Source organism: Actinokineospora auranticolor (assembly GCF_002934265.1).
Lineage (GTDB): Bacteria > Actinomycetota > Actinomycetes > Mycobacteriales > Pseudonocardiaceae > Actinokineospora > Actinokineospora auranticolor.
The window spans coordinates 167,222-179,043 of the sequence record NZ_PTIX01000015.1; the positions used below are offsets into that span (position 1 = coordinate 167,222).

The 11,822-nt window shown below is 72.1% G+C and carries 11 protein-coding genes; 4 read left to right on the plus strand and 7 right to left on the minus strand.

Annotation, left to right across the window (positions count from 1 at the left end):
* Window positions 1–290 precede the first annotated feature (290 nt).
* Entirely contained in the window at window positions 291–1,367 is a 1,077-nt protein-coding gene (locus tag CLV40_RS24780) for an IS701 family transposase (protein WP_104481384.1), read from the plus strand.
* On the opposite strand, the gene CLV40_RS24785 is transcribed toward CLV40_RS24780, so the two are convergent.
* Genes CLV40_RS24785 through CLV40_RS24795 form a run of 3 tightly spaced genes read right to left on the minus strand, consistent with a single transcriptional unit; the run spans window position 1,355 to window position 5,094 of the window.
* Window positions 1,355–3,256, minus strand: coding sequence for a helix-turn-helix domain-containing protein (locus CLV40_RS24785; RefSeq protein ID WP_146108230.1), 1,902 nt, complete (start codon window positions 3,254–3,256; stop codon window positions 1,355–1,357). The genes CLV40_RS24780 and CLV40_RS24785 overlap by 13 nt on opposite strands.
* A gap of 19 nt (window positions 3,257–3,275) precedes the next feature.
* Window positions 3,276–4,421 carry a transaldolase family protein gene (locus tag CLV40_RS24790; RefSeq protein WP_181043715.1) on the minus strand — a complete coding sequence of 382 codons (1,146 nt, stop codon included), beginning with the start codon at window positions 4,419–4,421 and terminating at the stop codon, window positions 3,276–3,278.
* A 19-nt stretch (window positions 4,422–4,440) separates the two neighbouring features.
* On the minus strand, window positions 4,441–5,094 hold the full coding sequence (locus CLV40_RS24795; protein ID WP_104481387.1) for a flavodoxin family protein: 654 nt from the start codon (window positions 5,092–5,094) through the stop codon (window positions 4,441–4,443).
* A 331-nt stretch (window positions 5,095–5,425) separates the two neighbouring features.
* Here CLV40_RS24795 and CLV40_RS24800 point away from each other — a divergent pair, with 331 nt between their 5' ends.
* Window positions 5,426–6,886 (plus strand): MFS transporter, encoded by a 1,461-nt coding sequence (locus CLV40_RS24800; protein ID WP_104481388.1) that lies wholly within the window; start codon window positions 5,426–5,428, stop codon window positions 6,884–6,886.
* A 52-nt stretch (window positions 6,887–6,938) separates the two neighbouring features.
* Here CLV40_RS24800 and CLV40_RS24805 read toward each other — a convergent pair whose 3' ends face one another.
* Complete coding sequence (locus tag CLV40_RS24805; protein ID WP_104481389.1) at window positions 6,939–7,169, minus strand: hypothetical protein; 231 nt, start codon at window positions 7,167–7,169, stop codon at window positions 6,939–6,941.
* 69 nt (window positions 7,170–7,238) lie between these two features.
* Window positions 7,239–7,880: an ankyrin repeat domain-containing protein gene (locus CLV40_RS24810; protein WP_219824096.1), complete on the minus strand. Its 642-nt coding sequence runs from the start codon at window positions 7,878–7,880 to the stop codon at window positions 7,239–7,241.
* Window positions 7,881–7,974: 94 nt separating this feature from the next.
* Here CLV40_RS24810 and CLV40_RS39085 point away from each other — a divergent pair, with 94 nt between their 5' ends.
* The gene (locus CLV40_RS39085) at window positions 7,975–9,006 is read left to right on the plus strand and encodes a hypothetical protein (RefSeq protein ID WP_219824097.1); all 1,032 of its coding nucleotides are present in this window, start codon (window positions 7,975–7,977) and stop codon (window positions 9,004–9,006) included.
* Here CLV40_RS39085 and CLV40_RS24820 read toward each other — a convergent pair.
* Entirely contained in the window at window positions 8,964–9,761 is a 798-nt protein-coding gene (locus CLV40_RS24820) for a hypothetical protein (RefSeq protein WP_104481390.1), read from the minus strand. The genes CLV40_RS39085 and CLV40_RS24820 overlap by 43 nt on opposite strands.
* A gap of 66 nt (window positions 9,762–9,827) precedes the next feature.
* Here CLV40_RS24820 and CLV40_RS40400 point away from each other — a divergent pair, with 66 nt between their 5' ends.
* The gene (locus CLV40_RS40400; protein ID WP_281261688.1) at window positions 9,828–9,950 is read left to right on the plus strand and encodes a hypothetical protein; all 123 of its coding nucleotides are present in this window, start codon (window positions 9,828–9,830) and stop codon (window positions 9,948–9,950) included.
* A gap of 44 nt (window positions 9,951–9,994) precedes the next feature.
* Here the strand turns inward: CLV40_RS40400 and CLV40_RS24825 are convergent, their stop codons facing one another.
* Window positions 9,995–11,713, minus strand: coding sequence for a Xaa-Pro dipeptidyl-peptidase (locus CLV40_RS24825; RefSeq protein ID WP_104481391.1), 1,719 nt, complete (start codon window positions 11,711–11,713; stop codon window positions 9,995–9,997).
* Window positions 11,714–11,822 lie beyond the last annotated feature (109 nt).

The window sequence follows — 11,822 nt, forward strand, 5'->3', positions numbered from 1 at the left end:
GGGCAGGTGAGGTGGCCCCGGTCGATTCTGGCCAGGCGGGCTTTCGGGGGCGGTCCGGTGGTGGTCCGGCCACCACCTGACTCTCCCCCGGCTCGATCCCGCGGGGTCCTGGCTGCCGGGGGTGGTGGCTGGGCCACCACCGGGTCGTCGAGGTCGGTGTCTGCCGCACCTGGGCAGCTGCTCTCGCTGTGGCCAGTGTTGTCACCACTTCCACAGGTCGGCCGCGGTGGCTGTCCTAGGCAGAGGGGGCACCTGTGACCACTCATCCGAGGCGTCCGCGCGGGGCGCCGGTGGACGACGCGTTGTTCGCGGAGTTGTGTGGTGAGCTTTTCGGTTGTCTGCCGCGGGTCGACCAGCGGGTCAAGGCGGCGGTGTATGTGCGGGGGTTGTTGTGTGCGGAGGGGCGTAAGTCGGTTCGGAAGTTGGCGGCGGTCAGTGGTGGGGCGGTGAGTGAGCAGGGGTTGCACCATTTCGTCAGTGAGTCGACGTGGGATTGGCGGCCGGTGCGGGCTGTCTTGGCGCGGTATGTCGCCGGGGTTGTCCCTGTGCGGGCTTGGGTTGTTCGGCCGATGGTCATTCCGAAGGCGGGTGAGCATTCGGTCGGTGTGGATCGGGGGGTCGGTCAGCTGCGCAACGCGCAGTACGCGGTGGGGGTTTGGGCGGCGTCGGAGGCGGGGTGTGGTCCGGTGAGTTGGCGGTTGCATCTGCCGCGGGTGTGGCTTGACGACCGGGACAGGCGTTCCCGGGCGGCCATCCCGGAGGAGGCGGGCGCGGAGACGGTGGAGGGCTGCGCGGTGTCGGCGTCGCTGGAGGTCGCGGGGGCTTGGGGTCTGCCGTCGCGTCCGGTTGTGTTCGATGCTCGTTCGGCGAGTGTGGCGGCTGTCGTGCGTCGTTTCCGGGCGGCGGGTGTGCCGGTGCTGTTGCGGGTCGGGTCGGCGACGCGGTTGGTGCGGGTGGGGGGCGGGGCCGGTGAGGTGGCCGCGAGGCACCTGGTGGCGGGGGTGCGGCATCTGCGCAGGCCGGTTCGTGTTCCCGGGGCGCGGTCGGCCGAGCACACCGCGGCCGCGGTGGTGGTGCGGTTGCCTGGGGGCACCTGTGAGTTCGTGCTGGTCGGGCATTGGGTCGGGCGTGGCGCTCAGCCCGAGTACTGGTTGAGTGATCTGGTGACGGCGGGTCCCGCCGCGTTGGTGTCGTTGTCGCGGTTGGTCGGTCTGGTCGACGGTGATTTCGGGCGGTTGACCGACGGGTTGGGTGTTCGTGATTACGTTGGTCGTTCGTATGACGGTTGGCATCGGCACGTCACGCTCGTTTCGGTCGCGCACGCGGTGGCGGCGCTGAGCGAGGCGGTGTTGAGCTACGCGGGTTGATCGTCGGGGGCGCGGACGCGGTTCAGGCGTAGTGCGAGCTGTACCTCGAGGGCCTGGGTGGGGTGTTGCCAGTCGGGGCCGAGGAGTTCGGTGATGCGTTCGAGTCGTCGGGCGACGGTGTTGGCGTGGACGTGGAGTTTCTTGGCGGCGTGGGTGGGGCTGCCGCTTTCGGCGAAGTAGGCCTCGAGGGTGCGGGTCAGTTCGGTGTCGCGGAGTCGGTCGTAGTCGAGGACGGGGCCGATGGTGGCGTGTACGAAGCCGTCGACGTCGTGGTGGTCGGACAGCAGGATGCCGAGGAAGCCCAGTTGTGCGGTGGAGGACGCGCGGCCTGCCATGCCGAGCGCGGTCATGGTCGTCAGGCAGCGGGTGGCCTCGTGGTGGGCGGGCAGGATCGCGGCGGCGTCGGTGACGGGGTTCGAGGCGGCGACGGTCGTCGGTTCTCGCACCGACGCCGACACGCTGTCGTGGACGGCGCGCGCGGCGGTGTCGGCGTCGTCGCCGGGGATGAGCAGGACGACGCGGTCGTGGTGCAGGGTTTTCATGCCTCCGCGTCGGTGGCTGTAGGCCGAGGCCCAGATCGATACCTTGCCCAGCGCGTCGCCTTCGGGGCGGACGAGGACGACCGTGTGCGGGTTGGTCAGGTCGATGCCCATCCGCAGGGCGCGTTTGAGGATCTGGTGTGGTGGGCGTTGGGGTTGGGCGAGGAGGTCGTCGAGCAGTTCGTCGCGGAGCCGGTCGTCGGAGGCGTCCGCGTGGTTGTCGAGTAGGAGGTAGGTGGTGGCGGCGTGGGCGGCGACTTGGATCAGGCCGCGTTCGTGTTCGCCGGGTTCGTGGTCGGGGCGCAGGAGCAGTGCGCCGAGGTGTCGGTTGCCCGCGTGCAGGGGCATGGTCCACAGGCCGTCGGGTGCGCGGGTGGGTGTGCGTCCGGTGTGGGCGGTGATCATGGCGGCGGTGAGGGCGTCGGGGTCGTCGTCGGGGAGTTCGCCGATGGAGACGAGGATCCGGGAGTCGGTGGTGGTCAGGCGGAGGCTGCCGCCGAGGTGGTGGTGGGCCTCGGTGAGCACGGTGGTGAGGTCGGCTCCGTCGATGACCAGTTCGAGCATCCTGGCGTGGGTGGCGGTGAACTCGCGGATGGTGGCCGCGGCGGTGTCGGCGGTGGTTTGGTGTTCGCGTAGCCGCGTGATGACGTCGTCGGAGTGTTCTTGGAGTTGGGCGCGTTCGATGGCGACGCCCGCGAGGTCGCCGAGGCTGCTCATCAGCGAGACCTCGTCGGTGGTGAACCGGCGGACGGTGCGGGAGGCGGCGTAGAGGGCGCCGAAGGGTGTGTTCCGCGAGAACAGGGGGACGGCCATGACGGTGCGCAGGCCCTCGGCCTCGACGACCTCGTCGATGGCGGGGCTGTGGTGGATGCGTGGGTCGTTGAGGTAGTCGGCAGTCCAGAACGGGGCCGCGTTGAGCAGGACCTCGTTGCCGACGCCGCCCGCGCCGGGGAGTCGCAGGCCGACGCTGAGCACGGAGGTGTGTCCGTCGGCGGTGCGGATGTGGATCGAGTCGCCGTCGGGGAGGCTGATGTAGGCCATGTCGACGCCGAGGAGCAGGCGGGTGCGGCGGGTGATCATTTTGAGCAGGGTGTCGACGTCGGTGGCGATGGTGAACTCGCGGGCGGTGTCGACGAGTGCGGTGAAGTCGGCTTCGCGGTGGCGGTGGCGGGTCAGTTGTTCGGCGACGTCGAGCGCGACCCGTTTGGCGTGGTGGAGCACGGCGGGGTCGGCGCCCTGGGTGACGGCGTGGGTGATCGCGGTGTCGTATTCGTGTGGTTGGGCGGTGCCGGACAGCAGTTCCAGCATCGCCAGCACGGCGGAATCGACGGCGGAATGCCCCTCAACCACGCCCCACGCCCTCAGTGCGTCAGGCCCGCGGTTCCCCTTCGCGCGGGCGACTGACGTCCGAATGTACTGGGGTCGTCAACCGCGGGTGCGTCGGTGTGGGGTTGGTGAGCCGGTCGTGGAGCAGCCGGATCAGTCGGTGCCAGTCGCGGGTGGCGCGGTGTGCGGCCTCCCGCTCCAGTTGCCGGGCGATGGCGTCCGGGTCCACTCCGGTTCCGCGCAGTTCGTCGAGTACGGCCTGGGCGGTGGTGTGCTCGCCGAGCAGGGTGTCGCCGAACAACTCCCCCGGTGTGTCCAGGGCGGTTCGGGGCAGGGCGGTGGCCGTGCCCCAGCCGACCACGCGGCCCACGGCGCCGGGGGCGGTGTGCCACAGCAGCCGCTGCTTGCGGGCCCCGGCCGCGTGCAGGGCCCGCCAGCGGTCGCCGCCCAGTGACCGCTCGTACTCGTGGTAGAGCAGCCGCGCGGTGGCCAGGCCCGCGGATCCCGGCAGCGGGGCCGCGGGCCGCGCGCGGAGCCGGGTGTCGACGGCCTCGTCGAGGCGGCCGATCGGGACGCCGACCAGCGAGGGGATGGTCGACAGGTCCAGGCCCGCGGTCCGGGCCGCGGTCAGGCCGTCGAAGTAGGCCTCGACCACCTGCCGGTAGCGGGTGGTGGAGTACACGTCGGTGGCGTGCACGCCTATCCCGCGGGCCAGGCAGCGGCGGGTCGCCGCCAGGCCCGCGGGGGTGGCAGGCAGTGCGACCATCGTGTTGGGGCGGCGCAGCAGGGCCGCCGCGCGCATGCCCGCCACCTCGGCGGTCCGCGCGTGGCCCGCGGCGGTGGCGGGGATGTCGACGGAGACGTGCCCGTCTTGGCCGCCGGAGTGGAGGTGGACCTCGCGCAGGGCGTCAGCCGCCGCGCGGGCGACGGCCGCGGCGAGTGCTTCGGCGGCCGTGTCGGGGTCGGCTCCCTGGTCGAGCAGCCGGTGCAGCGGGCGGGCGTGCGGGTCGGGGCCGTCGGTGGTGGTGAGCGAGTCGATGAGCGCGGTTACCGTGGTGGTCGCCCCGTGCAGGCTTTTGGGGCCGACGGCGCCCGCGAACCAGCCGGAGTCGATCCAGCGCCGGTCGAGGCCGTCGAGCCACGGGGAGACGCCCTCGCTGACGAGGTCGCCCAGGTTCACGTCCGCCATGTGGCCCATCTCGTGGGCGCTAGACGGACGTGGTGAGCCCGGCCTTGATGGCCGCAGCGATCTCGATCACGCGGCGGGTCTGGAACCCGATCGCGAGGAGGTTGTCGTCGGTGACGTTGAGCGCGAGACCGCCCGGGACGGCTTGCAGGCCCGAGGTGGCGCTGACGCCGTAGGGGTTGCCGTTGCTCGGGCGCAGGAGCACGTCGTCGAGCACGCCGGGCGCGACGATGATCGCGCCCCAGTGGTAGAAGACGTTGTTGAGCGACAGGATGGTGCTCTCCTGGCCGCCGTGCGGGGTGCCGGTGGAGGTGAACGAGGACATCACCTTGTTCGCCAGGCCGCGGCGGGCGTGCAGCTCGAAGGTCCGGTCGATGAAGTGCTTGAGCGGTCCGGCGAGCAGGCCGTAGCGGCCGGGGGTGCCCCACAGCACCGCGTCGGCCCAGTAGAGGTCGTCGGTGGTGGCCTCGTCGACGTCGTCGCGGGCGGTGGCGGCGTGCTCGGCGTTGGCCTCGGTCCAGGCGGGGAAGTTCGGGGCCAGCGGCTCGGTGGTGATCTCGGCGGCGCGGCGCAGGCGGACCTCGGCGCCCGCCGCCTCCCCCGCCGCCGCGGCGGCGACGGCGAGTTTGTGGATGTTGCCGGTGGCCGAGTAGTAGACGATGGCGAGTCTGGTCATGTCCGGTCGCTCCCTGGCGGTGTGCCGCGGACGCCTCCGGTCCGCCTGCTGTCTGCCGTGTACGGGGTCGATGCTCGTCGTCGGGTGGGGCGCGCGCCAGCCGGCGGCGGAAGTCTGTCAACTCGGGACCGTCCCGACCGCTCCCCCACTATTGATCCACTGTGGACTGTGCGGGTGACCTGACGGACTTTCGGCCACCTGACAAGGTATTCCGGTGTCGATGGCCGGGGGAGCGCGCCCCCGCCAGGATCGGTTCGTCAGCGAAACCCCGCGGGCGGCTCGACGAGCCGCGTGTGGCATCGCGCTTTCCCGGTCCCAGAGAGGTTCCACCATGACGTCCACGGCCGCGGGCGCCCTCGACCGCGCCCCCCGGCGCCGCCGCGCGGGCCTGACCCTGGCCCTGCTCGCCTTCGCCCAGCTGATCATCTCCATCGACTACAACATCGTCTACGTGGCCCTGCCGGAGATCGGCACGGGCCTGGGCTTCACCCAGCAGACCCTGCAGTGGGTGATCAGCGCCTACGCGGTCACCTTCGGCGGCTTCCTGCTGCTCGGCGGCCGGGCCTGCGACCTGTTCGGCCCGCGCCGGATGTTCGTCACCGGCCTGGCGCTCTACGGCGTGTCCTCGCTCATCGGCGGCTTGGCCCCGAACTCGGCCGTGCTGATCCTGGGCCGCGCCCTGCAGGGCGTCGGCGGCGCGTTCCTGTTCCCCGCCACGCTGACGCTGGTCTCCACCGGCTTCGCCGAGGGCGCCGAGCGCAACCGGGCGTTCTCCGTCTGGGGCGCCGCGGGCGGCTCCGGGATGATCCTGGGCTCGCTGCTCGGCGGCGTCCTGACGCAGGCGTTCGGCTGGGAGGCCGTGTTCTACGTCAACGTCCCGCTCGCCGCGCTCGCGCTGCTGCTCGCCTTCCCGTTGACCGCCCCCGACACGAACGCTGTCGGTGGCCGCTCGTTCGACCTGGCGGGGGCGCTCACGTCCACGGTCGGCATCACCGCGGTGGTCATCGCCCTGGTGCAGGGCCCGGAGTCGGGCTGGCTGGCGCCGGTCACGGTGATCAGCGCGATCGCGGGCGTCGTGCTGCTCGCCGCCTTCGTCGTGGTCGAGAAGCGCGGCGCCGACCCGCTGATGCCGCTGCGGCTGTTGCGCGACCGCAACCTCGGTACCGGCATGGGTGTCACGTTCCTGTACATGGCGACCATGGGCACCCTGCTGTACTTCCTGACCGTGTTCTTCCAGGGCGTGCAGGGCTACAACGCGCTGGAGACCGGCTTGGCCTACCTCGTCCCGATGGTGGCCATCTTCACCGGCGCGATGGTCGGCGGCAGGCTGGCCACCCGGTTCGGTCCGCGGGCCACGATGGTCGGCAGCCTGGTCGTCGGCGCGGTCGGCACGGTCGTCACGGCGTTGACCATGCATCCCGGCGACCCGTACTGGGTGCTGGTGCCCGGCATGCTGGTCCTGGGGCTGGGCCAGGGCACCGGCTACACCGTGATGTTCGGCGCCGCCACCGCCGACGTGGCGCCTGCCGAACAGGGCGTCGGCTCGGGCATGGCCTCGACCAGCCAGCAGATCGGCGGCGCGCTCGGTCTGGCCGTCCTGGTGGCCATCGCCAACACCGCCGAGGACGGCGCCACCGGCGACGCGCTCCCCGCCGCCATCACCGACGGCCTCACCACCGCGATCCTGGTCGCCGCGGCGGGCATCGTGATCACGGTGTTCGTCGCGCTGAACTTCACCAAGCCCAAGCCCCCGGCCCGGCACGAGGACACCAGGACGGCCGTGACCGTCTGATCCCGGCTCCGGCGCGCCCGCCCAGCGCGCCGGAGCCCCCCTCGCCCACCACCTAGTCGACGCGTCCGCGCAGCGTGAGAACGACCCGCATCACCTGCTCCACCGCGGCGGGGAACACCGCGGCCCGCAGCTCGTCGCGGCTGGCCAGGGCGCGGGCGGCGAGGCCCAGCACCACGTCCTCGTCCATCCGCCGCACGACGAGGGCGACGATCTCCTCCAGTGGCAGGTGGGGGTGGTCCAGGCGGGTCAGGACGACCTCCACCAGCAGTTCCTCGTCAGTCACCGCTCCCCCTCGGATGGCACACCACCATTATCCCGGCCACGAGCCGGACCGGCCCGGACACGCCGGCGATCAGCCCCACCCGTCCTCGACGAGCACGCACCCGGCGGTGGTGATCCGGTGGGTCTGCCCGGAACCGCCGACCACCCGGCAGAAGCTCCGCACGACGAGGCCCTCGCCCTCCAGTCGGTACCCGAACCCGCCGTACATGCCCGGAACCGGGAAGAACATGTCCGGCTTCTCGAGTTCGGTGAGCACCTCCAGCTCCGGCAGCCGCAACCGGTGCTCGCGCACCAGGTGGTCGGCGCGCTCGCGGATCAGGTCGTGGAGGTGCCCGCCCAGCACACCGGTGCGCAGCGGGTGCCGGATCACCGGCGTGAGCAGACCCGCCAGGTGCGCGTTCCCCCGGCGCAGCGCGATGTCCAGCGCCCGGTCACCCGCGGCCGTCCGCAGGGTGAGCCAGGGCCCGCGGGCCACCATCCGGCGCACGACCTCCGGGGACGCCCCCAGCCAGGCCGCCTGGTGCACGGGGGTGAACCAGCTGTTCCCGCCCGGTCTCCAGGCGTTGACCAGGCTCGGGGACCTCTCGATCATCCCCAGCACGGTGGCCCACTCCCCGTCGCGGGCGGCCGAGGCGAGCCGGTCGCGCTCCGCGAGGTGGACTTCCCGCAGCGAGCCGCCGAGGGTCGTTCCGTCCCAGTCCGTGTTGGCCACGCCAGGACGGTAGCCGCGCGGATCATGGCGGTAACGGGCGGGCCGCCGCGCCGATGCACAGGAAACCTACTGTGCGTCCCGGGAGTCCTGACCCATGCCTGACCTGACGATGTTGGTCGCTGAAGTGGCGGTCACCGTCACCGGCGAGGAACACCACCAGCCCGCGCTCCGCCGCTACGACGTCGCGCCGGGGCGCCAGCGCCGGGTTCGCGTCGAGCTGGCCTGGAGCGTCATCCAGGCGGGAAAGCGGCGCGGCGAGCGAGCCATCGAGGTCCGGCTGGACGGTTCCCGCGTCGGCGGCCTGACCGCCGCGATGTCGCGGCGCTACGGCCCGCTGATCGACGAGATCACCGCGCGCGGCGGCGTGCCCGGCTGCCGGGCGGTGATCCAGCGGGAGGACGCCCGGGGCCTGCAGATCAGCCTCCGCCTGCCGCGCCGCTCGGACGACGAGCGGCCGTCCCCGCAGGTCCCGCCGGTCGGCGGTGCCGGCTCGGCGCCGACCTCCCGGCTGCACCCGCCCGCGGAACCGGCCGTGGCGGGTGAGCCGACCCGTGTCGTCCCGGTCGAGCCCGCCGTGGTGCCGATCGAGGTCGCCGCAGCGCCGAAGCGCTCGAAGCGCCCGCTGGGGATCGCGGCGGCGGTGGTCGGCGCGGTTTTCGTCATCGCGGTCGCCACCAACAACGACGACGCCAAGAACACCGCGGCGGAGACCACACGCACTCCTGCCACGACCACAACAACCACAACAACCACGACGACTTCGACGACAACGACCACCACAACAACGACGGCGACCGTGGCCCCGGCCGCACCGCTCCTCACCACCGAACTCCCGGCCGCCCCGACCACGGTCGCACCCGCGCAACCGGCGCAGAAGCCGGCGACCAAGACCACCCAACCCGCGCCGCACACGACCACGCGCCCTCCCGCGCCGAAACCGGTCACCACCACCACGGCCGCGTCCACGTGCAACCCCAACTACAGCGGTTGTGTCCCCATCGCGTCCGATGTCGACTGCGCGGGCGGCAGCGGCAACGGCCCCGCCTACGTGTCCGGCCCGATCCGGGTCATCGGCAGCGACGTCTACGGACTCGACAACGACAAGGACGGCATCGCCTGCGAATAGCCCACACGGTGGCGATCACCCGACTCCACAGCACCTGCCGCGGGGTCACCGCCGAACTCGACGTACTGCGGGAACGGGTGGATTCGGCCGACGCCGCCGCTCGGACGGCCGAGGAGCAGCTCTCGCGGGCACGCGCGCAACTGGACCACGCGCCACCGCGCCGCCGAGGCCGAACACCTGATCGCCCGGCTGCGCGCGCGGCGCCTGGAACTCGTCGAACGCCTCGACCACGAGACGACCGCCGAGCCCGAGTACGTGCCCGTGCCGACGCTGCCCGTGGACACGCCGGCGGAGCAGCGAGCCGTGCTCGATCGCGTGGACGTGCTGCTGGCGGAAGCGGCGCCTGCCCGCGTCCACCGCCGGTCCATCGCCGCGGCGTGGGCTTGCCTCGCGGGTGTGATCGCGACCGTGGTCACCGTCAGCGGCGGACCGGACGACCGCGGCCTCGGCGGCGTCGCGCCGACCACCGGCGTGCCGCTGAGCACGACCACGGCCGGTCCCGCCACGTCGAGCCCGACCATGTCGCTCGCGGCGGACCCGGGTACGAAGTTGCGGGCATGGGGCACGGACCCGGTGTTCTCCGAGGAGCGGGACGTCGATGGGAAACGCGTCCGCGACCTCACCTGGAACTTCACCGGCACCGAGAGCACCGCGGTGCGACTGGTCGACCCGCCGCCCGTCGACTTCCCCGAAATGGCCACGCTCACCGGCAGGATCGTGCTGACCGGGACCTGCGACGAGGTCGTCGTGTCCATCGCACCCCCGAGGGCACCCAGGCATCGGACAACCGGAAATCCCAGGTCACACTGCGGCCACGGGTCGTGGGCAGCCTGTACGCCCGGTTCGTCTTCACGGGCACGGTGTACCCGACGATCACACTCACCCCGAAACACGCGCCGTGCGACGCGCGGGTGACCTGGAGCGTCGTGCACGACGGCGCGTAGCCGTTCGGCGGGCCGGGGCGGGGCTCGCCCCGGCCCGCCGAGTCTCAGCTGAGGGGCAGGGTCAGCGAACTCTGCGCCGGGGACAGCCGCAACGTGGTGCCCGCCGTGGGGCGGAGGGTGTAGTCGTAGTCGGTCGAGATGACCACCAGGCCGATGCGGTGGCCCGTCGCGAACACGTGGTCCTTGGGTTGCAGGGCGAAGGTCAGGTCGTACTCCTGGCCCGGCACCACCGGCCGGCCCGCGGTGTCACCCGCCCGGTTCTGCGGGTCGATCCAGCCCCGCGTGACGATGGTCGGGGTGGTGCCGCTGTAGTCGACCAGCAGGGCGGTGAGGTTGGCGGCCTTGCGGTTCTCCACCGCCACCCGCAGGGTCACCCTCGGCACACCGGACAGCTTGGTCGCCTTGGTCAACGCCGCGCTCCGGTAGACGAGTCTGCCGGTGTTCGCGGTGTCCGGGCCCGCGACGAGGGTGGCCGCGGTGGTCGTGCGGCCGCGGTCGGTGAAGGTCTGCTTGACCTCGCCCGCGCCGGTCGAGGCGAGCGTGCCGGGCGCGGTGGCGGAGGTGGCGCCCAGCCGGTAGGCGGTGTCGCGCGCGGCGGGGTCCGGCCAGTCGGCGTAGCGCTGCCAGGTGCCGTCCGCGAACTGGACGTCGGCCTTCGGCTCGGTCATGACGCCGTTGTCGATCCCCTTGAGGTGGTAGTCGAACCAGCGCCCGACGGCCGCCTGGTAGTCCGAACGCGACGGTGCGCCGTGGCCGCCGCGGTGCAGCCAGATCTTGCGGGGGACGTTGTTGGCCTTCAACGCCTCCCACCACTGGGAGTACTGCTGGCCCTTGACGTTCCAGTCGCCCTGGCCGTGGATGACGAACACGCCCGCGGTGACCTTGTTCGCGTCGCGCACGTAGTCGCGCTGCTGCCAGAACGCGGTGTTGTCGCCGGTCGTGCGGTCCTGGTCGCGCCCGATCGCCGCGAGCTGGGCCGAGCACCTGGCGGAGTTGGCGACCACGGCCTTGGCCAGCACGTCGGCGTCCTCACCCTGGTAGCCGCCGGGCGCCACGACCAGGCCGTTGGCGCGGTAGTAGTCGTACCAGCGGGAAATCGCCGCGATCGGCACGATCGCCTTGAGCCCGGCCACACCGGACACCGCGGCGGCGTTGGGCAGCGTGCCGTTGTAGGAGATGCCGATCATGCCGACGTTGCCGGTGCTCCATGTCGCCCGCACCTCGGCCCCTGACCGGTTGTAACCCTTCGCGCGCCCGTTGAGCCAGTCGATGACCGCCGTGGCACCGAGGGTCTCGTTGCGGTCGCCGGTGGTGGGGCAGCCGTCGGAGTCGCCCGTGCCGATGCTGTGCCCCATGACCACCGCGTAGCCGCGCGGCACGAAGTAGTCGTCGTACCAGTCCGGCAGGTCCGGCACCGGCCGCGCCACCGGACCAGTCGCGGCTAGGGCCGCCGGGAACAACCCCTCCTGCGGCAACCGGTCCACGGTCACGCTGTGGTTGGCGGCGGTGTTCAACCCCTTGGCGTACGGGCTGTGCTCGAACACCACGGGAACCCTCGCGGCCCCGGCGGGCCGCGAGATGTCGATGGCGACCCGGTCGGGGCGCCCGTTGTTGTCGGTGTCGACGCCGGTCTCGACGTAGACCCGCTCCTCGACCATGGCGAAACCGGGACCGGGCGGGGAACTCGCCGCGGAGGTGGCCAGGGGGACGCCACCACCCACGACGAGCACCAGCGCCACGGCGGCGCGGGGCAGGGACCGCATGGGGGACTCCTTCGCTAGGGCCCGTCCTCAAAGCGGGTGGGCCGGACGTGGTTTGATCTTGTGTCGTGGTGCGCAGGCATGAGCTGACTGACGAGCAGTGGCAGGCGTT

What these genes read in the sequence shown, in the direction of transcription:
- CLV40_RS24795 (WP_104481387.1), bottom strand. Translation starts at nt 5,094, where the DNA reads ATGACCAGACTCGCCATCGTCTACTACTCGGCCACCGGCAACATCCAC.
- CLV40_RS39085 (WP_219824097.1), top strand. Translation starts at nt 7,975, where the DNA reads ATGCCTGACCTGACGATGTTGGTCGCTGAAGTGGCGGTCACCGTCACC.
- CLV40_RS24820 (WP_104481390.1), bottom strand. Translation starts at nt 9,761, where the DNA reads ATGGACACGACGACCTCGTCGCAGGTCCCGGTCAGCACGATCCTGCCG.
- CLV40_RS24825 (WP_104481391.1), bottom strand. Translation starts at nt 11,713, where the DNA reads ATGCGGTCCCTGCCCCGCGCCGCCGTGGCGCTGGTGCTCGTCGTGGGT.
- CLV40_RS24790 (WP_181043715.1), bottom strand. Translation starts at nt 4,421, where the DNA reads ATGGCGGACGTGAACCTGGGCGACCTCGTCAGCGAGGGCGTCTCCCCG.
- CLV40_RS24800 (WP_104481388.1), top strand. Translation starts at nt 5,426, where the DNA reads ATGACGTCCACGGCCGCGGGCGCCCTCGACCGCGCCCCCCGGCGCCGC.